Consider the following 24,519-nt stretch of genomic DNA (forward strand, 5'->3'; position numbering starts at 1 on the left):
GGCTGGCGCTGGGGGTTTTCTGAGGGTTGCCAGCATCTTGGGTGCCCTACATATTCAGTGATCGCGATGCGGTCTTCAGTTGGGACGTGGTGCGCCGGGTGAATTTTCTGAATCACGGAAAATGGATCGCCTACAACCCACGTCATGGGCAATAAATGAACGCGAACGCGCTGAAGCGTGCGGTGCTGGGCGGAATTGTCATTATTCGGCTGAATTTTCGGGGAGCATGGTGTGAAATATGCGTGTCAAGATTGCGGTGCAGTATTTTCCAGGTTGACGCAGTGGTTCGGCAGCGAGTTGAAGTGCAGGGTATGTCATGCAAAATACGCCAAGAAGATGACTTTTGTTTCTTTTTTATTTATTGGTCCTCTTGCTTGGTTTTCCATCTGGCTTGGAATATGGAATAAGAATCCGCTGGGGATAGTTATTTTTTTGTTGTCATGTATTGGTTATGAGTATTTCTGCATAATACAGAAAAAGATTGAATATGACGATTTTCTTGAAAGAAAATAGCCAAAAGGTTTATTTCTTGTGATTTACCTGCTGCTGTGGCTGGTATCAGATGAATTTCACCATGCAATCCACGGTTGGGCTCCTGGATATGGTGCGGGCACCTGATAACCAGTCTTTCAGGAGCGCTTTTAACAGGTCGGGAAATCAGCGTCCGGCGCCTTCGCCCTTGTCGGCTTCTTGCTGCCATGTCTGAAAAAGGCCCACCAGCCAACACGCAGGGCATCCGCGCATCAGCAGTAACGCACCGCCGAAGGCGGCCAGCCTGGGCAGCAGCGGCAGACCGTCCAGCAGCATGGCTGCCAGCAAAAGGGCCGTGGCGGCTGCGCCGCGCAGCAGGTGGGTGCCCACGGAGCGGCTACAGAACATCGCGTGGCTCCTGCGGCATATCGTCCTTGATCCAGTAGCCGCTGGCCAGCAGGTGCTTGCGCACCTTGGCGCGTGCGCGGTGCAGGCGGCTTTTCACTGCTTCCACACTGAGGCCGAGCTGGGCGGCGGTTTCGGGTGCGGTAAGTTCGTGCACGTCCCGCAGGATCAGCACTTCGCGGTAGGGAGGGCTCAAGCGTTCCATGGCGTGGGCCAGGTCCAGCCGCAGGTCGTGGGGGATGGGCGCTGCGGCGAGATTCATCGGCGGTGCATCGGGCGCGTCCAGCGATTCGGTGCGGCCACGGCCGCGCAGCAGGCGCCAGCATTCGCGCTCGACGATGCGGAACAGCCAGGTGGCGAAGGCTGCCGTGGCGCGCAGCGCTCCCACGCGGCGGTACAACTGCCAAAGTGCCAGTTGCACGGCGTCTTCGGCGTCCTGGGCATTGCTGCAGGTGCGCCTGGCAAAGCGCTTGAGGTCGGGTTGGCAGACCGACAGCAGGCGGACTATGGCATCCCGGTCGCCCTGGCGCGCGGCCTCGATCAGAGGGGCGTCGGCGCGGATCATGGCGCAGTGTCCACGGGCTTGCGGCCGAACAGGGCGCAGGCCGGGCAGAACCCGGCCACGCCCGTGATGGCCAGCGTCGCCGCGCCGGCGATCAGCAGCCAGAACGAGGCGCTGCCGGGTGGGGTGACGCCCAGCAGGGCCACTGCGATCAAGGCGATTGCACCGGTTGCGCGCAGTGCGCGTTCCCATGTCGGCAGGTTGCGTTTGAGATAGAACATGAACAGGCCTTCTGAAGGGTTGAGTCCTTGCCAGGAGACGCTGGCCGCCTAGAAGGATTCAACACTGCCTGATTTTTTTAGGGTGGCTGTCTTGGTGGCCCGGTCGCCCGGTGTTGTTCAGCCGAACAGGCGCGACCAGAATCCGCCTTTTCCACCCACCTGCTGCCGGGCTCCCTGCATGTGGGCGCGTATGCCGAGCAATTGGGCATCGTCCGGATCGTGGCGCAGGGCGATCTCGACCAGTTCAGGCTGAAGGTGCGAGGCCTTGAGCTGGCCCAGGGCCCTGAGGGCGGTGACCTTGTGCGCATGAACGAAGCTCATGCTGCGAACTTCCCATTGCGCTTGCTGTTGCTGCGGCGAAAGCTGCGCATAGCGGCGCTCGGCTTCGGCCACGATGTCGAGGACGTCCTGGTGGTGGCTGGTCTCGTTGAGATAGGCGCATGCGGTCTGCGCGCAGTCCAGATACAGGCCGGTATCAAGCGCGTAGTCCTCCATCAGCAGCAGTGACAGGTCGGTGGCTTGCTTGCGGTTCCCCAGTTGCCGATAGGCATGGCGCAGGTTTTCCAGCAAGGCCTGGAAACAGGTCTGCTGCAGCCCGGCTTCAAGGACGGCTGCCGCCTGCTCGTACTGTTCCTGCGCGTTGTACAGCACGCCCAGGTTGTTGCAGCACATGGCATAGGTGTGGATGTCCAGCGCGGCGGGCACGGCCTCCTGGCCGTTTGCCGGCGTGCCGGTGCTGGCGAAGCGCTCCAGACAGCGTTCGTAGAGTGTGGTCTGCAGGCGCTCGATTTCCTGCAGGGCCGCTGCATCCGTGTCGGGGCGCTTCCACTTGCCCACGGTCACGCCGGCCGTGTAGTAGTCGGGTGCCGCCGGGCTATCAGCCAACTCGGGATAGGAAAAGATGCTGCGCCAGGGCACGGCATGCTCCATCTCGAAAATGCGGGCTTGCAAGTCCACCTGGGGCAGCAAGGCATGAGACTTGCGGTAGGCGGCCAGCGCGGGCTCGGGTTCGTCCAGCCAATAGTGGGCACTGCCCAAATAGCGGTGTCCATAGGCATTGCCTGGTGACAATGCCAGTGCGCGCTGCGCCCATTCGCCGACCTGGCGCAATGCCGCACTGCGGTCCTCGGTGAATTGGTCACTGGAATCGAGATACACCAGGCACAGCATCAGCCATGACCATTCGCTACCCTGGCCTGATTCGGCAGTGACCTGAATGCTGGTCAAGAGGCTGGCAATCGCTTCGTTGTCCAGATGGCTGAAAACCGTGGTGCCGGACCATAGCGCATGCATGCGCGCGTGGTCGCCCTGGCTGAAGGAATGCATTCCTTGGGAAATCAGTCGGTCCATGGTCTGTTGGGAATATTGTGGGAGGCGCCATCGTATCCGCTGTGCTTGACAGGAGGATGGGGCACCACTCAATCGGAGTGACAAGACGCCCGTGTAGACAATGCCTGAACAACAGGTCAAAGCCCCGTCAACTGCGGCAATGCCTTCTCGCAGGCCTTGCGGCACAGGTAGCGCAGGTCGTGATCGCCATCTTCACTGCGCAGGTAGCCGGCCCCGGCTGCGTTGATGTTCCATTCATAGACCTTGCCCGAGCGCAGCAGCCGTCCGCTGAAACTGCAGGGCAGGATGATGGATTCCTCATGGAAGCTGCCAGCCGAGACTTGCTTTGCCGTCGCGAAATAGCGGGCCACGTCGGCAGCGTCCAGGCTGACTTTCTCGCATCCCATGGTCTCGCCCGTGCCCACGGAACGGGTGACCGGGCCGATGACGGAAATGGGTGCCGCCTTGGCCGCGTGTTTGGGCGTGGATGTGGAAGTAGATGAGGCTTGCAACGGCGCATGCAGGCACAGCATCACGGCAGCCCAGGCGGCAATGCGCAGGCTGCGAGAGGGATTGTTGAAAAGCGTGCTGGATGGCATGGCTCAGGCTCCCGTGAAGATGTAGCGCAGCAATTGGGCGCCTTCCGTCGCCTCCTTGCGGGCAATGGCGCCGTGGGAGTAGACATCGGACAGCAGTTTGAGCTTGTAGTGGTCCACCAATTGCTGGGTCAGCCATTTGGTCTGGAACAGCTGCGATTGGGTGGGCGCCTCGTAATCCTTGGTCGATGGCAGGAAACGGCCTACCACCTCGATGCCCACGGAGTCGCTGTTGGCCGGATAACGCAACGGATAGGCCTTTGTGTTCTCGTGCGATGACACATTCTTGGCCCGCTTGCTGAAGCTCAGGCCCTTTTGGTGCAGCAGGGCATTGATGTTCTTGAGTTCCGTGGGATCGCAGGTGCTCTCGTTGACGCAGCGCGGCTGAAGAATTCCCACATGCCAGCAGATCTTTTCCAGACTGGCGGTTTGGTAGATCTTCCCGTCCTTCTCGATCAGAAAGTGCGCCCCCGTCTTCTGGCCGCTCTTGTAGGCATTGAGCACGCTGGCGGCCGTGGACGAGTCCGTGCGGTGTAGCACGATGGATGTGACGGACAGCAAGGCGCCGTGCTCAATGGACGGATAGGTCTTGACTTCGACGCTTTTGTCTACCATCAATCCTTTTTCGATAGTGGCCAATTATTTCTCCCTCTGTATTCCGGCTGAATGAATGCGAATGGCGGAAAGCTGGGAGAGCATACGGGCGGAAGGGATGAAAATAATTCGAAATGTACTGTGTACCTCTTTATTGGAAATATCTTGAAACAATTGGGTGGAGTTCATGAAGGATGTATGAATTCCAGAAATCTCCGGAATTCACAGGGGCTCAATGGCGGCGCAATGCAATGCCTGCGCGATGGCCCACGACTGCAACGAGGATGAAGCCCATTCCCGCCCACTGTGCGGCTGACGGCACGGCGCCAAACCAGACCAGGTCCACCAGCAAGGCCATGGCGGGGTAGACGAAGGACAGTGCCGCAATGGCGGGCGCCGGCAGCCGCTGGAATGCGGCATACATCACCGTGTACATGAAGGCCGTATGGACCAGCCCCAGGGTCAGCACCATGGAAGCGGCGCGCGCTGACAGCAATTGAGGGCTGGCTGCGGCGATATGGGTGAGCAGGGGCAGGGCCCACAGGCTCAGCACCAGTCCGCCCGCCAGCATCTGCAGCATGGCGATCTGGGCCGAGGGCATGTGGCCCAGGCGGCGCGTGGCGACCGTGGTGCCTGCGTAGAGCGCGGCGGCCAGCAGGGCCAGGGCCACGCCTATCCAGGCGCCTGTTCCAGCATGCGATGCATCCATGCCATCCAGCCCGACCAGGCCGCTGCTCAGTGCCACCCCCAGCAGGGCCAGCAGCAGCCATGGCAGCTTGCGGCGTTCAACGGGCTCGCCCTGCAGCGCCGAAAGAGCCAGCAGCATGAAGGGCTGCACGTGGTAGACCACGGTGGCCACGGCGATGGAGCTGTAGTGGTAGGCGCTGAACAGGGCGACCCAGTTCAATACCAGGGCGATGCCCCCCCCGGCCAGCCACAGCCATTCCCGGCCTTGGGGTTTGACCCATTCGCGCCGCCAGGCCAGCCACAGGCCCAGGCCCAGTGCGCCCAGCACGCAGCGGGCGAATACGACCAGCAGCGGCGGCAGCGCGCTTTCCACGACGAGCAGGCCGATGGTGCCCGACAGCGCCATGGCCAGCAGCATGCGCCAGGTGCCGCCCTGGCTGGTTCGGGGCCATGTGGGTGAGGTTGCAGAGGTGAGGCTGGGGCTGTGGGACATGGTGTCGATTCCTGGGCGCGCTTCGGTATGGAGCGCATGGCCGTATCTTGCGGACCTTGCAATCAATCAACAATCCGCCAGTCATTCAAATTAATATTGCCTGCCATGCAACAAAGACCGGAGTAGCGCCTTGCCCGATACCGCCATGCCCCTGGATGAAATGCTGGTCTTCGCCCGCGTGGTGGAGCACCAGAGCTTTGCGGGCGCGGCCCGGCAATTGGGGCTGACGACTTCGGCCGTGAGCCGCAGCGTGGGGCGGCTGGAGGCGCATTTCGGGCTGCGGCTGCTGCAGCGCACCACGCGCTCGCTGTCGCTGACCGAGGCGGGAGCCGAGATCCACCAGGCCTGCCTGCGGCTGGTGGCGGATGCCCAGGCCGTGCAGGCGCTGGCCGGTCAGCTGCGCCAGCAGCCGCGCGGGCTGCTGAAGATCAGCGCGCCGGCCGTGCTGGGTGATATCTGGCTGTCGCCGCTGCTGCCGGACTTTTGCGCGCGCTGGCCCGAGGTGCAGGTGCAGGTGGACATGACGGACCGCATGGTGGACCTGGTGGCCGAGGGGCTGGACCTGGGCCTGCGCATCAGCGTGCCGGGCCAGATCGCGCCGGGGCTGGTGGCGCGGCCGCTCAAGACCATCCGCTATGTGCTGGTGGCCACGCCCGGCTATCTGGCGCGGCATGCGCAGATCACGGAGCCCGGGCAACTGCTGGCGCATCCCTTCATCAGCCTGGGCTACGGGCAGTTCCAGAACGAGGTGGAATTGCGCCCGCTCCACCCTGCGGCCGCGCCCGCCATGCGTCTGCTGGTGAATACGCCCATCACCATTGCCAGCAGCCTGGGCATCATCCACGCGCTGCAGCAGGGGCCGGGCATAGGCGTGGTGGCCGACTTTGCGGCGCAGGCGGCGCTGCAGGCCGGGCAGCTGGCGCCCGTGCTGCCGGGCTGGGCGCTGTGCGGCAAGTACGCGCCGCGCGTGGTGCATGCGGTCTATGCGCCGACGCGCCATGTGCCGCTGAAGCTGCGGGCGCTGATCGACTACCTGGTCGAGATGGAAGGGGAGGGTGCCTCGGCCTAACCCATGCGCCTGCGCAGCGCCGCGCTGGCCCAGTCCACGGCCACGGACAGCGCCAGCATGGCGATGATGACGGTGCTGGCCTGGGCATAGTGGAACAGCGACAGCTCGAAGTACAGCAGCTGCCCCAGCCCGCCCGCGCCCACGAAGCCCAGGATGGCGGCCATGCGGATGTTCATCTCCCAGCGGTACAGCGTGTAGGCCAGCAACTGCGGCGCGGCGCCGGGCAGCGTCGCGTAGAGGAAGGCCATGGCGCGGCCGCTGCCGGACAGGCGCAGCGCTTGGGTGGGGGCGGCGGGCTGGTTCTGCAGGGCCTCGGCATACAGGCGCCCCAGCACGCCGGCCGTGTGCAGCGCCAGCGCCAGCGCGCCTGCGAACGGGCCCAGGCCCACGGCCAGGGCGGTGATGGTGGCCCAGACCAGCTCGGGCACGGAGCGCAGCACGTTGAGCACCAGGCTCCAGGGAGCGCGCCAGCGCGGCAGCGCCAGCAGCAGGCCCAGTACGGCCGCCAGCAAGGTGCCGACCACGGAGATGGCCAGCGTCTCCCACACGCCCACGGCCACCTTGCGCAGCCATTCGGCGCTGGTGTCGGGCGGGAAGAAGCTGATGACGAATTCCAGCATGGACCGGCCCGCCGCGCCCGTGAACAGCGAGGGCAGGTCCATCTCCAGCATGGCAAAGCTGGCGGCCACGCCCAGCGCCAGGGCGGCGCAGGCGAGGGCGCTGCGCCAGCCCCAGGCGCTGGCGCGTGCGGCGGGTGGCGTGTCCAGCGCGTGGCGCAGGCCGCGCGAGAGCAGGTCGGCGCCCCAGACCAGCAGCATGAAGGTCAGCAAGATGGTGGAGGCCTCGCCGCCGTTGAGCATCTTCATGGCTTGGTCCATGAGCTGGCCCAGGCCGCCCGCGCCCACAAAGCCCATGACCACCGAGGCGCGTATGGCGCACTCCCAGCGGTAGACGGTGTACGAGGTCAGCTCGCGCGCGGCCTGGGGCAGCAGGCCGTAGAGCATAGCCAGCGGCCGGCGCGCGCCCGCCTGCGCCAGGGCACGTGCGGGCGCGGGGTCGGCCGACTCCAGGATTTCCGCATAGACCTTGGCCAGCATGCCGCCATAGGTCAGTCCCAGGGCCAGCACGCCAGCGGCCGGCCCCAAGCCGAAGACGCGCACGAAGACCAGGGCCCAGACCAGCTCGGGCACGCCGCGCAGGATGGTGAGCAGGCCGCGCGTGACGGGATTGAGCGCCCGCCGCTCGCGCGCGGCGCCCGTGACCAGGTAGGCCAGCGGCACGGCCAGCACAAAGGCGAGGGCCATGCCGGCCGTGGCAATGGCCAGGGTCTCCAGCGTGGCGCGGCCCAGGTAGCCGAGGAAGTCGCGCCCGGTCTCGGGCGGCAGAAACGTGGCCAGAAAGCGGCCTATGACCTGCAGGTTGCCGGGATCGAAGAGCGCGCCCAGGCTGAAGCCCGCGCCCTGGAACAGCGGCCACAGCACGACGGCGGCCAGCACCAGGGCACCGAGGCGGCGGGGCGCGGCGGGGTCACGCAGCGCGTGCAGATCGGAACTCAACGGCATGCGGATGCGGACAGCGGTGCGGCAAAGGCGGCGGGCGCGGGTGTCCATGCAGGGCGGGAGGGATCATCGCCAGGATGCTCGGACCCATACAGCGCACGCAGGTGTTCCTGCGTGACTTCAGCCGCCGGCAGGTCGAAGGCGATGGCGCCATCGCGGATGCCCACGATGCGCGCAAAGCAGGCCAGCGCCAGGTCCATGGCATGCAGGCTGGCGACCAGGGTGGCGCCGCGCGCGGCCGCTTCGTGCACCAGCAGTTGCACGGTGGACAGGGCCAGGGCCGGGTCCAGCGCGGCCACGGGCTCGTCGGCCAGGATCAGCTCGGCCTGCTGGTAGAGCACGCGGGCGATGCCCACGCGCTGCAGCTGCCCGCCAGAGAGCTGGTCGCAGCGTGCGAACAGCTTGTCTGCCAGCTGCACGCGGGCCAGGGCCTCGCGCGCGCCAGCGGTGTCCTGTGGGTACAGCAGCGAAGCCAGCGCCTTCCAGGCCGGCCACCGGCCCAGCCGCCCGGCCAGCACGGCCGTGACCACGCGCTGGCGCGGCGGGATGGGCGGCGCCTGGTGCACCGTGCCGATGCGCGCGCGCAGCAGCCGGGGAGCCCCCGCGCTGGACGCAGGCACCTCGTTGCCCAGCACGCTGCGCCGGCCCTGGCTGGGCGCCAGCGCCGTGCCGATGACGGACAGCAGCGTGGTCTTGCCCGCGCCCGAGGGGCCGATCAGCGCAATGGCCTCGCCCTGGCGTGCGGCCAGCGTCACGCCGCGCAGCGCAATGCCGCCGCCGGCGTGGGTCAGGCCCACGCCTTGCAGTTCAAAGCTCATGGATTGCGCCTGCTGCGGCTTACTTGAGCAGGCCGGCCGACTTGGCGGCGGCCTCGATGCCTTCGTAGTTCGAGGCCTGGGTGGGCACGAAGCGCGCGGCGCGCTGCAGCTCCAGGATGGCCTTGTGCTCGGGCTTGGCCGGGTCCAGCGCCAGGAAGGCGTCGGTCAGCTTCTTGACCAGGGCCGGGTCCAGGTCGCCGCGCACGGTCCAGTTGTAGTCGAAGTAGGGCGGCGTGGTGGCGAACACGCGCACCTTGCTGGTATCGACCTTCTTGCTCTCCACCAGCTTGTCCCAGACCGATGCGTTGAGCACGCCGGCCTCGGCCTTGCCTGCGGCCACGAAGGCCACGGTGGCGTCATGCGCGCCGGAGAAGGCTACGGTCTTGAAGTCCTTCTCGGGGTTGATGCCGTCCTGCTGCAGGAAAAAGCGCGGCATCAGGCTGCCCGAGGTGGACGAGGGCGCGCCAAAGGCAAAGCTCTTGCCCTTGAGGTCGGCCAGGGTCTTGATGGCGGGGTTGGCCGTGATGAACTTCGAGGTGAACTTGGCGTCTTCCTCGCGCTGCACGATGGGGATGGCCGTGCCGTTGGTGCGGATCTTGGCCTGCACGAAGGTGAAGCCGCCCAGCCAGGCCAGGTCCAGCTTGCGCGTGGCCAGCGACTCGACCACGGCGGCGTAGTCGGTCACGGGCGTGAACACCACCTTCATGCCGGTCTGGGCCGAGAGGTACTTGCCCAGCGGCTCGAACTTGCGCTGCAGCTCGGTGGGAGCTTCATCCGGGATGGCCGAGACGCGCAGCACGGCGGGTTCGGCTGCCAGCGCGGGCAGGCTGGACAGGGTGGAGGCGGCCAGCACGCAGGCAGCCGCCTGGCGCAGCGCCGAGCGGCGCGCAGGAATGTGGTTCATGGATGGGCTCCGTTCAATCAGCCACCGCCGTCCGGATACACGGCGGTTTAATGGGCGCCCGGGATGACCGGGCGCCGAAGGTACAAGGGCGGTACACCGACCGCTGAGGCTGCATTGTAGGGAGCGGGCTTTTCCGTTGGGGACGTCAGGCATGAGCGCCGGACCTGCGGGCACAGCGCTGCCGCCGATCTTTTTCCCGCGTGCGCTGCGTTTGTGCACCGCCCGGGGGCCTTGCCTGGCCGGGGACTTGAGCATGCGTTGCACCGAAACATCCATGATTGGTCTGACCAATAAACATCGTGGTGCATTATCTGCACTCTTTTAGGTGTTTACCCTGTTCATCTGCCCACTTGAAAGCTCTGAGAATCGCACCACTTCGCGCAATGGTCTGAATTTTGGTTTAATTGGTTGGACCAATTTGCCAATGGCCCACAAGGCGCCAGCGCGGGGAACACTCCCGGTCACCGTTGCAGCCAGCCAGCAGACATCCTGTGCGGATCGCACCGCATGCCAACGCTGCAACGAGAGGGAGTGGCCGACAAGGGGCGCTTACCGCGCCCTCCCCATCATCTAGAGACACGGTCATGCAAACCATCTGGCAGCAGAACTACGATCCCGCCGGGAACATCTGGATCTCGGCGCTGATCGCGCTGATTCCCATCATCTTTTTCTTCCTGGCGCTGACCAGGTTCCGTCTCAAGGGCTACCAGGCGGGCACCGTCACCGTGGCGCTGGCGCTGGGCGTGGCGCTGCTGTTCTACAAGATGCCCGTGAGCGCGGCACTGGCCTCGGCCGTGTACGGCTTCTTCTACGGCCTGTGGCCCATTGCCTGGATCATCGTGGCGGCCGTGTTCCTCTACAAGATCTCGGTCAAGACAGGGCAGTTCGACGTGATCCGCTCGTCCATCCTGTCGGTCACGCCCGACCAGCGGCTGCAGCTCATCCTGGTGGGCTTTTGCTTCGGCGCCTTCCTGGAGGGCGCGGCCGGCTTCGGCGCGCCCGTGGCCATCACGGCCGCGCTGCTGGTGGGCCTGGGCTTCAAGCCGCTGTACGCGGCCGGGCTGTGCCTGATCGCCAACACGGCGCCCGTGGCCTTCGGCGCCATGGGCATTCCCATCATCGTGGCGGGGCAGGTCTCGGGCGTGGATGCATTCGCCATCGGCCAGATGGCCGGCCGCCAGCTGCCCTTCATGACGGTGCTCGTGCTGTTCTGGCTGATGGCCATCATGGACGGCTGGCGCGGCGTCAAGGAAACCTGGCCTGCCGTGCTGGTGGGCGGCGGCTCCTTCGCCGTGGTGCAGTTCCTCACGGCCAACTACATCGGCCCCGAGCTGCCGGACATCACTTCGGCCATCGTCTCCCTGGTGGCGCTGACGCTGTTCCTCAAGGTCTGGCAACCCAAGCGCATCTTCCGTTTCGACACGGAAGGCGAGGGCGGCAAGGCTGCGGCAGTTGCAGCACCGGCCATCACCTCCGGTGCACCGCTGACAGCAGGCGCCGTCATCAAGGCCTGGTCGCCCTTCATCATCCTCACGGCCATGGTGACGATCTGGAGCATCAAGCCCTTCAAGGCGCTGTTCGCCGCAGGCGGGCCGCTGGCCTCCACCGTCATCAACATCCCCGTGCCCTTCCTGCACAACCTGGTGGAGAAGACGCCGCCCGTCGTGGCCGCCGCTGCGCCCTACGGCGCGGTCTACACCTTCAACTGGCTGCTGGCCACCGGCACGGCCATCCTGATCGCGGCGCTGATCACCATCACCTTCACGCGCCTGTCTCCCGCCAAGGCCGTGGCCACGCTGGGCGAGACCTTCAAGGAACTGGCCGTGCCGATCTACTCCATCGGCATGGTGCTGGCCTTCGCCTTCGTGGCCAACTACTCGGGCCTGTCGGCCACGCTGGCCCTGGCGCTGGCACACACGGGCCAGGCGTTCACATTCTTCTCGCCCTTCCTGGGCTGGATCGGCGTGTTCCTCACGGGCTCGGACACCTCGGCCAACGCGCTGTTCGCCGCGCTGCAGGCCACCACGGCGCAGCAGCTGGGCCTGCCCCAGGTGCTCACGGTGGCGGCCAACACCACGGGCGGCGTGACGGGCAAGATGATCTCGCCCCAGTCCATCGCCATTGCCTGCGCGGCCGTGGGCCTGGCAGGCCGCGAGTCGGACCTGTTCCGCTTCACGGTCAAGCACAGCCTGATGTTCGCCGTGATCATCGGGGTGATCACGACGCTGCAAGCCTATGTGTTTACGTGGATGATTCCTGGTCACTGAAAACACCAGAGAGTTCCCCCATGCGCGTTGCCGATCAAGTTGTCGAGAAATTGCTTGCCCTGGTGCAGGCCAGCGGAGTGCAGCCCGGACAGCGGCTGCCCGCGGAACGGCAACTGGCGGCCGAGCTGGGTGTCTCGCGCACCTCGGTGCGCGAGGCCATACAGAAACTCACCAGCCAGGGCGTGCTGGTGGCGCGGCGCGGCGATGGCACTTACCTGCAGGAGCCGGCGCCGGCTGCCGAGCCTGCGGACTGGCTCAAGGACGCCATGCGGCCGCTGGCCGGCCTGATGGAGTCCGACTCCCACTACCGCTATGACGTGCTGGAAACCCGCCATGCGCTGGAGACCAGCACGGCCTGGCTGGCCGCCCAGCGCGCCACGGAGCGCGACAAGGACCATATCCAGCGCTGCTTCGAGGTGATGATCCAGCACCAGCAAAGCGGCCACGCCGAGCTGGCGGCGCGTGCCGACGCGCAGTTCCACCTGGCCATTGCCGAGGCCTCGCACAACCTGGTGCTGGTGCAGGTCATGCACAGCCTGTTCACCGTGGTGCTGTCCACGGTGGAGCGCAACCGCCATGACATGTTCCGCCTCAGCGCGCCCCAGACCCTGCAGGAGCTGACCGTGCAGCACCAGAGCCTGATGCAGGCCATCCTGGACGGCGACCCGCAGCGCGCCCGCGAATGCATCGGCGAGCACCTGGAGCATGTGCGCACCACCATCCAGCGCCTGGACGAGGATCGCGCGCGGCGCGAGCGCTCCATGCGGCTGCCTCTGGACGCCGCGCCTGCGCTGCTGCCCACTTCAGACCTGATACGAAAGACATGAGACACCCATCATGATCATCTCCTCCACCTCCGACTACCGTGCGGCGGCGCAAAAGCGCTTGCCGCCTTTCCTGTTCCACTACATCGACGGCGGCGCCTATGCCGAGCAGACGCTGCGCCGCAACGTGGAAGACCTGGCCGCCGTGGCGCTGCGCCAGCGCGTGCTCAAGGACATGAGCCGGCTGGACACCAGCATCGAGCTGTTCGGCGAGAAGCTGTCCATCCCCGTGGCGCTGTCGCCCGTGGGCCTGACGGGCATGTACCGCCGCCGTGGCGAGGTGCAGGCCGCACGCGCGGCCGACGCCCATGGCATTCCTTTCACCATGTCCACGGTCTCGGTCTGCCCCATCGAAGAGGTGGCGCCCAAGATCAAGCGCCCCATGTGGTTCCAGCTCTATGTGCTCAAGGACCGGGGCTTCATGCAGAACGCGCTGGAGCGCGCCCAGGCGGCCGGCTGCTCCACCCTGGTCTTCACCGTGGACATGCCCGTGCCCGGCGCGCGCTACCGCGATGCGCATTCGGGCATGAGCGGCCCGAATGCCGCCATGCGCCGCTACTGGCAGTCGGTCACGCATCCGGCCTGGTCCATGGACGTGGGCCTGCTGGGCCGCCCGCATGACCTGGGCAACATCTCGGCCTACCGGGGCAGCCCCACGGGCCTGGCCGACTACATCGGCTGGCTGGGCGCCAATTTCGATCCCTCCATCTCCTGGAAGGATCTCGAATGGATACGCGCCTTCTGGAAGGGGCCCATGGTCATCAAGGGCATCCTGGACCCTGAGGACGCCAAGGACGCCGTGCGCTTTGGCGCCGACGGCATCATCGTCTCCAACCATGGCGGCCGCCAGCTCGACGGCGTGCTGTCCTCGGCCCGCGCGCTGCCTGCCATTGCCGATGCGGTCAAGGGCCAGATCAAGATCCTGGCCGACTCCGGCATCCGCAACGGCCTGGACGTGGTGCGCGCCATCGCCCTGGGCGCCGACTGCGCCATGATCGGCCGCGCCTTCATCTACGCCCTGGCCACCTCCGGCGAGGCGGGCGTCAAGCACCTGCTGGAACTATTGGAAAAGGAAATGCGCGTGGCCATGACGCTGACCAGCGTGAGCAAGGTATCCGACATCACCGGCGACCTGCTGGTGCGCCAGCCATGAGCGCGCTGCAGACCCCGGTCGTCTCCCGCGAGGCCCTGCTGCTGCAGTTGCGCGAAGCCGTGGGCGCCGCCCATGTGCTCACCGACGACCAGGCCACGCGCCGCTTCCGCAAGGGCCACCGCACGGGCGAAGGGCCGGTGCTGGCCGTGGTGCGGCCCGCGACGCTGCTGGAGCAGTGGAAGGTGGTGCAGGCCGCCGTGGCGGCCGGGCGCATCGTCATCATGCAGGCCGCTAACACGGGCCTGACGGGCGGCTCCACGCCCGACGGCGCGGACTACGACCGCGAGATCGTGCTCATCAACACCTTGCGCATCACCGGCGTGCAGGTCATTGGCGGCGGCGCCCAGGTGGTCTGCCTGCCCGGCGCCACGCTGGACCGGCTGGAGCAGGCGCTGGCACCGCTGGGGCGCGAGCCGCATTCGGTGATCGGCTCGTCGTGCATCGGCGCCTCGGTGCTGGGCGGCATCTGCAACAACTCGGGCGGTGCCCTGGTGCGGCGCGGCCCGGCTTACACCGAGCTGGCGCTGTACGCGCGCGTCTGCGACGACGGCTCGCTGGAACTCGTCAACCACCTGGGCATCGCCCTGGGCCGCACGCCCGAGGAAATCCTCACGCGGCTGCAAAACGGCGACTACACCGAAGCCGACATCGCCCATGATGCGCAGCGCGCCGCCTCCGACCCGCGCTATGCCGAGGCCGTGCGCGCCGTGGACGAGGACACGCCCGCGCGCTTCAACGCCGACTCCTCGCGCCTGTTCGAAGCCTCGGGCTCGGCCGGCAAGCTGTGCCTGTTCGCCGTGCGGCTGGACACCTTCCCCAAGGAGCCCAGCACCGTCTTCTATATAGGCAGCAATGCGCCTGACGACCTCACGGCCGTGCGCCGCGAGCTGCTGACCGCGCTGCCGCGCCTGCCGATCGCGGGCGAGTATATCCACCGCACGGCCTATGACATCGGCGAGAAATACGGCAAGGACACCTTCCTGCTGATCGACCGCTTCGGCACGGCCAGGGTGCCGGCCGCCTTCGCCCTCAAGAGCCGCGTGGACGGCTTCTTCGAGCGCTTCGGCCTGCGCGGCGTCACCGACCGCGTGATCCAGGCGCTGACCAACCTGCTGCCCAGCCACCTGCCCGCGCGCATGCGCCAGTGGCGTGACCGCTACGAGCACCATTTGCTGGTGCGCGTGTCCAACGACACGGCCGAGGCCACGCGCAACTTCCTCACGCGGCACTTCAGCGGCAGCACCACGGGCGGCTGGTTCGAGTGCGATGCCGACGAGGGGCGCAAGGCCTTCCTGCACCGCTTCGCCATCGCGGGCGCGGCCATCCGCTACCGCGCGGTGCACCGCGCCCGGGTGGAGGACATCGTCGCCCTCGATGTCGCCCTGCGCCGCAACGACCGCGAATGGGTGGAGCAGCTGCCTGCCGAGGTCGAGCGCGACATGGTCCACAAGCTCTACTACGGCCACTTCTTCTGCCATGTCTTCCACCAGGACTACATCGTCAAGAAGGGCGTGGACCCGCTGGCCATGGAGCACCGCATGTGGGAACTGCTGGACGCGCGCCGCGCCGAGTACCCGGCCGAGCACAACGTGGGCCACCTGTACGTGGCCAAGCCCGCGCTGGCGGGCTTCTACCGTGAGCTGGACCCCACCAACACCTTCAACCCCGGCATAGGCCACACCTCGCGCAAGCTGGGCTGGGAGGAATGCTGCGACCGGCCAGGGGGATGGCCCAAGGGGTATTCGGAGGCCTCCTGAAGCCAGGTGCAGGCGGGCCAGGGAGCGGCCCGCCGTATCCGACTCACAGATTGATGAACACCGACTTGGTCTCCAGATAGGCATCCAGCGCGGTGCGGCCCATGTCGCGGCCCATGCCGGACTGCTTGTAGCCGCCGAAGGGCATGCCCGGGTCCAGGGTGCTGTGGCAGTTGACCCAGACCGTGCCGGACTGGATCTTGGGGATCAGCCGGTGGACCTTGGACAGGTTGTTGGACCAGATGCTGGCCCCCAGGCCGTAGGGCGTGTCGTTGGCCCAGGCGGCGACTTCGTCGAGGTCGTCATAGGGCATGGCCACGAGCACGGGGCCGAAGATTTCCTCGCGGGCCACGCGGTGGTCGTGCTGCACGCCGGTCATCACCGTGGGCTGCACGAAGTAGCCGCGCTGGCCTGCGCGGGCGCCGCCCGTCACCACTTCGGCACCCTGGCTGCGGCCTATGTCGATGTAGCTGCAGACGCGCTCCATCTGCTCCTGCGAGACCAGCGGGCCCATCTGCGCGCTGGGGTCCAGGCCATGGCCCAGGGTGAGCTGGGCGGCCTGGTCGGCCACGTCGGCCACCACGCGGTCGAACATGCTCTTGTGCACGTACAGGCGCGAGCCCGCGCAGCAGACCTGGCCGTGGTTGAAGAAGATGGCATTGGCTGCACCCGCCGCAGCCGTGGCCGGGTCGCAGTCGTCCAGCACGATGACGGGGGACTTGCCGCCCAGCTCCAGCGTGATGCGCGTCATGTTGTCCATGCAGGCATGGCCGATGAGCTTGCCCACCTCGGTAGAGCCCGTGAAGCTGACCTTGTTGACCAGCGGGTGCGAGACCAGGGGCGCACCCGTGCCGGGGCCGTCGCCCGTGACCACGTTGAACACGCCGGGCGGAAAACCCGCTTCCTGGATCAGCTCGGCCAGCATCAGCGCGGTCAGCGGCGTCTGCTCGGCGGGCTTGAGCACCAGGGTGCAGCCGGCGGCCAGCGCGGGCGCCAGCTTCCAGGTGGCCATGAGCAGGGGGAAGTTCCAGGGCACGACGGCGGCGACCACGCCCACGGGCTCGCGCCGGGTGTAGGTGAACATCTGGGCCTCGGGCGCGAAGGGCACGGAGTGCTCGTGCGTCATGCCTTCGATCTTGGTGGCCCAGCCGGCCATGTAGCGGATGGAGTCGATGGCCATGGCGATGTCCACGGCGCGCGCAATGGCGGCGGACTTGCCGTTGTCCAGCGATTCGACCTCGGCCAGGGCCTGGGCATGGGTCTCCATGAGGTCGGCCAGGCGCAGCATCAGGCGCTCGCGCTCCACGGGGCGCATGCGGCCCCAGGGGCCCAGGTGCAGCGCGCGGTGCGCGGCGCGCACGGCCAGGTCCACGTCGGCCGGGCCGGCGCTGGCGACTTCGGCGATCACGGCCTCGGTGGCCGGGTTGACGGTGGACAGGCGCTGGCCGGTCTGGGCCGCCACCCATTGGCCGTCGATGAAGAGGTCGTGCGTACCCCGGTTGAGGAAGGCGCTGGCGCGCTCGGTGATCTGGTGCTGGATGTCGCTGAGGTTCATGGTGTGCTCCTTGGTGGTGGACAGGGGACAGGGGGTGTGGATTCAGAAAACCTGCAGCAGGCGCAGGTTGATGCGGGCGTTCTCCTTGAAGCCCTGGCGCACATGCAGATCGCGGCCCACGGTGGCCAGCAACTGCGTCTTGGGCGCGACAAAGACCGCGCCGCCGAATGAGACCTTGGTGGTGGACTGGCGGTCGCTTTGCGCCACGCCGTTGACCTGTGTCTCGCCGCCCGTCAGGTGCGACAGGCCCAGGCGCAGGTCCGAGGTGTCCGACAGGTGGTAGCGCAGCAGGCCCTGGAACTGGAACTGCGCCTTTTGCTTGAGCGTGGCGCTGTGGGCGCCGAAGTCGTCGTTCTTGCCGAAGACGGTGACATCGGCCGCCAGGTCCATGGTCACGCTCTTGCCCAGCGGCTTGATCCAGCCGGCCTGCAGGGCCGCCTTCCAGCGGTTCTCGCCCAGGCTCAGCGGGTCGTTGCGGCTGTACTGGCCCGTGGGCAGCCAGACAAAGGGGGTGATGCCGAAGTGCTCCTTGTCGCCGGGCTTGGTCAGCCACAGGGTGGCGGCCAGCATCAGGTCGCCCACGCCGGTATTGCTGCCCATGGCCGCGATATCGCGCGAGGCCGACAGGCGCCCGAAGGGCAGCAGGAACTGCGGGTCGATCACATAGTCGCCCAGCTTCATGAAGTGCACGCCGCGCGCAATGCCGATGTCCGAGGTCAGCTTCGGCCGTATCGGCGCCTGCTCGCCATTGGCATAGAGGCTGTCGCGCGTGGCGTGCTGGTAATAGACCATGCCCAGTGTGGTGCCCGGAGGCAGGGCGGTGTAGTCGCCTGCGTCGATGTCGACGGCCTGGGCGTGGAAGCTGGCGCAGGCGGCCATGGCCGCCAGGGCCAGGGATGCGCGTTGACGGGGGATGGATCGCATGGTGGGATTCCTGTCGGGGGTTTTTCAGGCAAAGGCCGTCCCTGGCCTGCTGCAGGGCAGCAGGGCCGGGGAGGTGCCTGTGAGGGTTGTGGGGGAGAGAGAGAAAGCGGGGCGGGAGCCGCTTACTTGGGCCGCACCGCGTCGGCCGTGCCCTGGATGAAGGCCTTGATCTTTTCCACGTCTTCCATGCTCAGCTTGCCCGTGAAGTCCGGCATGCCGCGCGACATGGCCGGGCCCTTGAAGATGAACTTGTCCAGGTGCTCGATATAGGCCGGGTCCAGGTATCCCAGGTTGGGCAGGTTGCCGCCCCGGTCCACGCCGGGCACGCCGTGGCAGAAGGCGCAGTTGCTGACATACAGGGCCGTGCCTTCGGCCACCAGGCTCTTGTCGTAGGGCACGCCCTGCAGCAGCTTGCCCTGCTGGTAGGCGACGAAGGCAGGCGCCTCGGCCTTGCCGTCCAGCGCGAAGGTGTAGACCGTGCCCGGGCCCTTGCGCTCGGTGTGGCGCGCGGCCAGGCCGTAGACGCCGCCCCAGCCCACGGCGATGGAGACGTACTGCCGGCCATCGACCTCATAGGTGATGGGTGCGGCCACCACGCCCGTGCCTGTGGGCTTTTCCCAGAGCTTCTTGCCGTTGCGCGCGTCATAGGCCACGAAGCGGCCGTCGGCCGTGCCCTGGAACACCAGGTTGCCCGCCGTGGCCAGCGTGCCGCCGTTCCAGGGCGAGGCATGCTCCACGCGCCAGCGCTCCTTTTGCGCCACCGGGTCCCAGGCAATCAGGCGGCCGAAGGGCGTGCTCTTGGGCGGCTCCATGTTGACCAGCGTGGCCGTATTCCAGCCGATGTTGCTGTGCGGCTCGGGCAGGGAGCCACCGTTGAACTTCCAGTTCTTGTTGTCCTGCAGGGTCAGCGGCACATGCTGGGCCGGCAGGTAGGCCAGGCCCGTGTCGGGGCTGTAGGACATGGAGTGCCAGTTGTGCGCGCCGAAGGGGCTGGGGATCACGTCGCGCGCGCGGTCGCCGCTGCGCGCAATCGGCGTCTCGATGGGCCGGCCCTTGGCGTCGTAGCCGCTGGCCCAGTTCACATCGACGAAGTTCTTGGCCGAGATGAACTGGCCGTTGGTGCGGTCGATCACGAAGAAGAAGCCGTTCTTGGGCGCATGCAGGATGACCTTGCGCGGCTTGCCGCCCACCTTGATGTCGGCCAGCACCATGGGCTGGGTGGAGGTGAAGTCCCAGCTGTCGCCCGGTGTTTCCTGGTAGTGCCAGACGTACTCGCCCGTATCGGGGTTCAGCGCCACGATGCTGGCCAGGTACAGGTTGTCGCCACCGGCCGGGCTGCGCTTGGCTTGCGCCCAGGGCGAGCCGTTGCCCGTGCCGATGTACATGAGGTTGAGCTCGGGGTCATAGGCCATGGTGTCCCAGGCCGTGCCGCCGCCACCGGCCTCCCACCACTTGCCGGCCGGGTCCCAGGTCTTGGCGGCGCGGGCCATGGCCTCGTTCTCGAACGGCTTGGACGGATCGCCGGGCACGGTGAACCAGCGCCACTGCTGCGCGCCGGTCTCGGCGTCATAGGCCGTGACATAGCCGCGCACGCCGTACTCGGCGCCGCCGTTTCCGATCAGCACCTTGCCCTTGATGACGCGCGGCGCGCCCGTGATGGTGTACGAGTAGGCGCGGTCGATGATGGTGTCCTGCTCCCAGACCTTCTGGCCCGTGGCCGCGTCCAGCGCCACCAGGCGGCCATCGAAGGCGCCCACATACACCCTGCCCTTGTAGACCGCCACGCCCCGGTTGACCACGTCGCAGCAGCCCTTGAAGCCGTTGGCACGGTCCACGCCGGGGTCGTAGCTCCACAGGCGCTTGCCGGTGCGCACGTCCACCGCATGCACCACGCTCCAGCTGGCCGTGACGTACATGATTCCATCGACCACCACGGGCGTGGACTCCACGCCGCGCGTGGATTCCAGGTCATACGACCAGACCAGGCCCAGCCGCTTCACATTGGCCGTGTCCAGCTGCCTGAGTTTGGAAAAGCGCGTCTCGCTGTAGTCCATGCCGTAGCTGGGCCAGTCCTTGGAGCTGCGTGCGTTGTCGCGGATGCTCTGCGAGTCGATGCGCGAGGTGACGGCGCGTATGTGCTCGGGCGAGCCTTTGCTTGGCAGGCCTGCCTGCGCCAGCGCGGCGCCCGGCAGGGCCAGCACCAGGCCGGCGGCCAGCAGCGTGGAGGAAAGCACGTGGGTCTTCATGTTGTCTCGTCTCCTGTGTGGTTTGTTTTTGCGTGCATGGCGCTGGGGGCAAGGGCACCATGTGGGAGACGATAAAAAAAGCGACCTCGGGTCACAACATTCGGATTTACCCGGGGGCGGATCTGTACCGCGATGGAACAGGTTTGTGTCGGTTTTTCGTGGGCTGGTTTTTTGACCCTGCCGGGTGGTTGTTTTTCGAGGCCGGGTCTCGGCCCGGCAGCCGACCTACCTTCTTTTGCTTCGCCAAAAGAACGTAGGCCAAGAAAAGGCGACCCCACTGCCCGCGACCCCTTCGCTGCGCTGCGGGGCAACCTGCGTTGAACGGGATGCCGGGTGCGCCGTGAAACTCGTTACGCGCTGCGCGCTTCACTCAAACATCACGGCGAGTCAGATGACGAAGCAGCCCTGTCCTTCGGCAGGGCTGCCACCCCGCATCCCGTTCAACGCAGGCGCAGTCAGAGGGGCAGGGCCGGAACATCCAATACCGGGCGCGGCCGGCCTCTGAAAGCCGCCGCGCAGCGGAATCAAAAAATCGCCCGAAGGCTCAATAAATCAGCAAATCAACGACCCATACATGAAAACCTAGAACGTCCGGCTGACCGTCACCCCGGCCGACAGCCCGCGTCCCGCACCCGGCTCGAAGTACCGCTGGTTGCCCTCGTTGACGATGACCGACCCTGCAAAGCGCCGTTCGAACAGGTTGTCCAGGCGCACAAAGGTCTGGGCGCTCCACTGCTGCCATTGCCGTGACCAGCGCAGGCTGGAGCCCCAGACGGTGTAGCCGGCCGCGCGGTCGGTGTTGCGGTCGTTCACGGCCACGGGGCCGCTGTGCAGCATGTCCACGGTCCAGGTCCATTGCGGCGACAGCTGCCAGGCCAGCTCGCTCCACAGGCGGCGCGGCGCGGTGCCGGCCAGGCGCGCGCCGGCATCCACCGGGGCGGTGGGCGTGGTGCAGGGCGTGGCCTCGCAGGTCAGGAAGCTGTCGCGGTAGCGGGCCTGCAGCAGGGTCAGGGCGGTGCTGGCCGTGAGCGGCCCCCATTGGGCATTGCCCGAGAATTCCAGCCCCCGGCGCAGCGTGCGGCCTGCGTTCTGGTAGGTGGCGCGCCCGCCCGTGTTGGACAGCACGGTGAGTTCGCGCTGGGTATGGGTCTCGAACAGCGTGAGGTTCCAGCCCGCGTTGCCGTGGCGCCCGCGCAGGCCGACCTCAACGGTGTTGTGGGCGCTGGCGGCCAGGCCGGTGTTCAGGCCGCTGTTCATGCCATTTTGGCCACCGGGCCGGTAGGCCACTTCGTTGAGCGTGGGCGTTTCCATGCCCCGGCCCACCGATGCGTGCGCCACCAGGTCCGGCAGCAGGTTCACGCGCAGGCCCAGCGAGGGCAGCCAGCCGCGCCAGGCCATGCTGCCGCTGTCGTCGCCATTGCCGGCTGCGATGTAGTGGTCCTCGGAGCGGTAGCGCACGCGCGCCTGGCGCAGGCCGGCGCTCAGGGCCAGGCTCTGCGTGCTCCACTCGGCCTGCAGGTAGGGGTCGGCGGAGCGCGCCTGGTTGCGTTCGTCGCGGCGCAGCCGGCCCTGCACGCCGAGCTGGCTGCCGATGAAGTTCTCGTAGCCGCGCCGGGTCTCGCCCTGCCAGTCGTAGGCCAGGCCCGCCGACCAGTCCAGCCGGCCGCCGGCCACATCCTCATGGGTGCTGCGCCAGCGCAGGTTCATGCCTGCGTAGTCGCGGTCCAGGTCGATCACGCCGCCTGAATGCGAGGGCGGCGCCTGCGTCGCCACGGGAATGGACTGGTACTGCAGCACGGAGCGCGTACCCGCATAGGCCATGAGTTCCAGGCGCTGGCCCGCGCCGAACTGGTGCTGCCAGGCGGCGCCCAGCTGGCGCTGGCGCACGCTTTTGCGCGTGTTGAAACGCAGCGCGCTGGCCGTGGTCTGGCCGGGGTCGGCCTCGAACTCGGCGCGTGTCAGGCCCAGCGGGTCCTGGGCGCTGGCGCGCTGCTCCTGGTACTGCAGCAGCCACTGGTCGTCGCCCTGCTTGCGTGACAGCTTCATGTGGGCCGTGCTGCGGTCGGCGGCCGACTGGGGGCGCATGCCGTCGGTGGCGAAGCGCTCGATGTGGATGGCATAGCGCCATGGGGCGGAGCCGCCATCCGCCTGGTCCGGCTTTCCGCCCCCGATCGTGCCGCGCAGCTGGGTGGACAGGCGCCACAGACCGTCCGGCCCCACGGCCATGCCGCTGCGCCACAGGCCCGGTTCCTCGCCATCTTCGGTGTAGAGCAGCAGCGCACCGCCTGCGCTGTTGCCGTAGAGCACGGCGGCCGGGCCGCGCACCACGTCCAGGCGCGCGGCGTTGCCCAGCGTGAAGTTGGCGGCCTGGCCCTGGCCGTCGGGCGCGCCTGCCGGAATGCCGTCCACGTACAGGCGCAGCCCGCGCACGCCAAAGGTGGAGCGCGCACCGAAGCCGCGCACCGAGATCTGCAGGTCCTGGGCGAAGTTCTGGCGGTTCAGCACCACCAGGCCCGGCACGCGCGCCAGGCTCTCGGACAGGTTGATCTGCATCTGCCCGTCTCGCAGCACGGCGCCTTCCACGCTGTCGATGGCGGCCGTGGCACGCCACAGGTCGGGGCCGGCACCGGGCTGGCTGGCCGTGATGACCACGGGGGCGAGCAGGGCCTCGCTGGAGTCCTGCGCTGCGTTTGCCGCGTGGGCGGGCAGGGCGTGCAGCGTACAGGCCAGTGCGGCGCCCAGGGTGGACAGGGCGGGCCGGGTGTGTCTTGTGCTGTGTGGGGAGCGTGTCATTGCGGGCGGGCCTGTGGCGATGCCCGAGGTTACCGAGCCCGGGAACCTGTTCCAACACGGGTGATTTCCCTAGTGCTGTCCTGTGCCGTGGCGGAACAACAATCGCGGCAGTTTTGATGTCCGTCATGCAACAGCCGCCTCCCGCCCCACTGCCCTCCAACCCCTTCTATGCCACGCGCCAGGACCGGGTGGCGCTGGCGCGCGAGCGCTATTTCGAGCGTGGCGAGCGCCCCTCGGGCCTGGTGTCCGAGCCCGTGCTGCAGTCCTGGACGCGCTGCCTGGGCGCCAGCCGCAGCCCCGACGAGAAGATCAGCTTCGACCCGGTCAGCAAGATCCGCACGGCCACCTTGCTGACCCACAACCGCGCGCTGATCGAGGCGGCGCGCGACCCCATCGCCGAACTCGAGACCGTGATCGCGGGCAGCCAGGCGCGCGCCATGCTGACCTGCAGCGAGGGCGTGGTGCTGATGGCCTCGCGCCCCACGCCGGGCGACGGCCCGCTGCTGCTGACGGCCGCACGCGTGGGCGTGAACATCGCCGAGGATGCCGTGGGCACGGGCGCACCCGGCGTGGCCGTGCGCACGGGCGAGGTCTGCCATGTGCGTGGCGGCGAGCATTTCTTTCGCTGCCTGGCCTCGCTGCACTGCGCGGCCGCGCCCGTGCGCGACGCCAGCGGGCGCACCGTGGCCATGCTGGACCTGAGCAGCGAGGCGGGCCCCTTTCGCTTCGATGCGGGCGCCATGGCCCACATGTACGCCACCTGCATCGAGAACCGGCTGCTGGTGGGCGCTGCCCGCATGCACCTGCTGCTGCGCTTCCAGTCCAGCCGCAGCATGTTCGGCACGCCGCTGGAAGGGCTGGCCGCCGTGGATGGCGACGGCATGGTGCGCTGGTTCAACGGCGTGGGTGCCCAGTTGTTCGACTGCCCGCGCAGGCCCGCCGAAGGGCTTGCGGCCGAAGAGGTCTTCGGCCTGGGCCTGAACCAGTTGCTGGAGCTGGCCCACCACGGCCAGGCGCGCCCGCAGATGCTGCCCACGGGGCTGACGCTGTGGATGGAGGCGAGGCTGGATGAGGCATCTTCCCAGGTCGAGGAGGTGCTGCCGGCCATCGAGGCCCTGCCACCGCCCGCCGAGGCGCCGTCCGAGGCACCGTCCTCCCTGGGCGAGGCCAGCCGCGAGCTGATCGAGCAGGCCCTGGCCCGCTGCCAGGGCAATATCTCGCAGGCTGCCCGCATGCTGGGCGTCTCGCGCGGGCTGCTGTACCGGCGCCTGCGCGAATGGGGCAGGGCCTAGGCC

At 67.4% G+C, this 24,519-nt stretch carries 20 protein-coding genes; 6 read left to right on the forward strand and 14 right to left on the reverse strand.

The features are described 5' to 3' along the window. Positions 1–657: 657 nt before the first annotated feature. The 7 genes from BW39_RS07500 to BW39_RS07530 form a co-directional block, all read right to left on the reverse strand. Positions 658–879: a hypothetical protein gene (locus tag BW39_RS07500; protein ID WP_152547188.1), complete on the reverse strand. Its 222-nt coding sequence runs from the start codon at positions 877–879 to the stop codon at positions 658–660. Further along, entirely contained in the window at positions 869–1,441 is a 573-nt protein-coding gene (locus BW39_RS07505) for an RNA polymerase sigma factor (protein ID WP_043820832.1), read from the reverse strand. Before BW39_RS07505 ends, BW39_RS07500 begins: the two co-directional genes overlap by 11 nt. Beyond that, positions 1,438–1,659, reverse strand: coding sequence for a YgaP family membrane protein (locus BW39_RS07510; protein WP_043820834.1), 222 nt, complete (start codon positions 1,657–1,659; stop codon positions 1,438–1,440). The genes BW39_RS07505 and BW39_RS07510 overlap by 4 nt, the downstream gene beginning before the upstream one ends. Before the next feature lie 117 nt (positions 1,660–1,776). Next, complete coding sequence (locus BW39_RS07515) at positions 1,777–3,009, reverse strand: hypothetical protein (protein WP_043820836.1); 1,233 nt, start codon at positions 3,007–3,009, stop codon at positions 1,777–1,779. 116 nt (positions 3,010–3,125) lie between these two features. Further along, the gene (locus BW39_RS07520; protein WP_043820838.1) at positions 3,126–3,587 is read right to left on the reverse strand and encodes a hypothetical protein; all 462 of its coding nucleotides are present in this window, start codon (positions 3,585–3,587) and stop codon (positions 3,126–3,128) included. A gap of 3 nt (positions 3,588–3,590) precedes the next feature. After that, the gene (locus BW39_RS07525; protein WP_013802750.1) at positions 3,591–4,199 is read right to left on the reverse strand and encodes a peptidoglycan recognition protein family protein; all 609 of its coding nucleotides are present in this window, start codon (positions 4,197–4,199) and stop codon (positions 3,591–3,593) included. A 211-nt stretch (positions 4,200–4,410) separates the two neighbouring features. Next, positions 4,411–5,358 carry a DMT family transporter gene (locus BW39_RS07530; protein ID WP_043820840.1) on the reverse strand — a complete coding sequence of 316 codons (948 nt, stop codon included), beginning with the start codon at positions 5,356–5,358 and terminating at the stop codon, positions 4,411–4,413. Between the two features lie 145 nt (positions 5,359–5,503). Between BW39_RS07530 and BW39_RS07535 the strand changes: the two genes are divergently transcribed. Then, positions 5,504–6,427 carry a LysR family transcriptional regulator gene (locus BW39_RS07535; protein ID WP_043820843.1) on the forward strand — a complete coding sequence of 308 codons (924 nt, stop codon included), beginning with the start codon at positions 5,504–5,506 and terminating at the stop codon, positions 6,425–6,427. Here BW39_RS07535 and BW39_RS07540 read toward each other — a convergent pair. From BW39_RS07540 to BW39_RS07550, 3 genes are read right to left on the reverse strand one after another with little or no spacing between them, the layout of a single operon-like run. Continuing rightward, complete coding sequence (locus BW39_RS07540; protein WP_043820845.1) at positions 6,424–7,989, reverse strand: PhnE/PtxC family ABC transporter permease; 1,566 nt, start codon at positions 7,987–7,989, stop codon at positions 6,424–6,426. The two genes, BW39_RS07535 and BW39_RS07540, sit on opposite strands and share 4 nt — an antisense overlap. Further along, entirely contained in the window at positions 7,980–8,804 is an 825-nt protein-coding gene (locus BW39_RS07545) for a phosphonate ABC transporter ATP-binding protein (RefSeq protein ID WP_043820847.1), read from the reverse strand. Before BW39_RS07545 ends, BW39_RS07540 begins: the two co-directional genes overlap by 10 nt. 19 nt (positions 8,805–8,823) lie before the next feature. After that, positions 8,824–9,708 carry a putative selenate ABC transporter substrate-binding protein gene (locus tag BW39_RS07550; RefSeq protein ID WP_043820849.1) on the reverse strand — a complete coding sequence of 295 codons (885 nt, stop codon included), beginning with the start codon at positions 9,706–9,708 and terminating at the stop codon, positions 8,824–8,826. Between the two features lie 584 nt (positions 9,709–10,292). Here BW39_RS07550 and lldP point away from each other — a divergent pair. Genes lldP through dld form a run of 4 tightly spaced genes read left to right on the forward strand, consistent with a single transcriptional unit; the run spans position 10,293 to position 15,709 of the window. Further along, complete coding sequence (gene lldP / locus BW39_RS07555; RefSeq protein ID WP_043820851.1) at positions 10,293–11,975, forward strand: L-lactate permease; 1,683 nt, start codon at positions 10,293–10,295, stop codon at positions 11,973–11,975. Positions 11,976–11,995: 20 nt separating this feature from the next. Further along, a complete protein-coding gene (gene lldR / locus BW39_RS07560) occupies positions 11,996–12,802 on the forward strand; it encodes a transcriptional regulator LldR (protein ID WP_012205183.1) in 807 nt (268 codons plus the stop codon). Between the two features lie 10 nt (positions 12,803–12,812). Further along, positions 12,813–13,952, forward strand: a complete 1,140-nt coding sequence (gene lldD, locus BW39_RS07565; protein WP_012205184.1) for an FMN-dependent L-lactate dehydrogenase LldD — start codon at positions 12,813–12,815, stop codon at positions 13,950–13,952. Beyond that, a complete protein-coding gene (gene dld / locus BW39_RS07570; RefSeq protein WP_043820854.1) occupies positions 13,949–15,709 on the forward strand; it encodes a D-lactate dehydrogenase in 1,761 nt (586 codons plus the stop codon). The genes lldD and dld overlap by 4 nt, the downstream gene beginning before the upstream one ends. Before the next feature lie 43 nt (positions 15,710–15,752). Here dld and BW39_RS07575 read toward each other — a convergent pair whose 3' ends face one another. From BW39_RS07575 to BW39_RS07590, 4 genes are all read right to left on the reverse strand, one after another. Then, complete coding sequence (locus tag BW39_RS07575; RefSeq protein WP_034392754.1) at positions 15,753–17,261, reverse strand: aldehyde dehydrogenase family protein; 1,509 nt, start codon at positions 17,259–17,261, stop codon at positions 15,753–15,755. Between the two features lie 42 nt (positions 17,262–17,303). Further along, positions 17,304–18,185, reverse strand: a complete 882-nt coding sequence (locus tag BW39_RS07580) for a transporter (protein WP_043820855.1) — start codon at positions 18,183–18,185, stop codon at positions 17,304–17,306. A 122-nt stretch (positions 18,186–18,307) separates the two neighbouring features. Continuing rightward, positions 18,308–20,431: a PQQ-dependent dehydrogenase, methanol/ethanol family gene (locus BW39_RS07585; protein ID WP_043820856.1), complete on the reverse strand. Its 2,124-nt coding sequence runs from the start codon at positions 20,429–20,431 to the stop codon at positions 18,308–18,310. Positions 20,432–21,013: 582 nt separating this feature from the next. After that, positions 21,014–23,224, reverse strand: coding sequence for a TonB-dependent receptor domain-containing protein (locus BW39_RS07590; protein ID WP_043820859.1), 2,211 nt, complete (start codon positions 23,222–23,224; stop codon positions 21,014–21,016). Between the two features lie 125 nt (positions 23,225–23,349). Between BW39_RS07590 and BW39_RS07595 the strand changes: the two genes are divergently transcribed. Continuing rightward, positions 23,350–24,516: a helix-turn-helix domain-containing protein gene (locus BW39_RS07595; protein WP_235264162.1), complete on the forward strand. Its 1,167-nt coding sequence runs from the start codon at positions 23,350–23,352 to the stop codon at positions 24,514–24,516. The last annotated feature ends 3 nt before the right edge of the window (positions 24,517–24,519 follow it).

It is taken from the genome of Delftia sp. RIT313, from assembly GCF_000632165.1.
Lineage (GTDB): Bacteria > Pseudomonadota > Gammaproteobacteria > Burkholderiales > Burkholderiaceae_C > Comamonas > Comamonas acidovorans.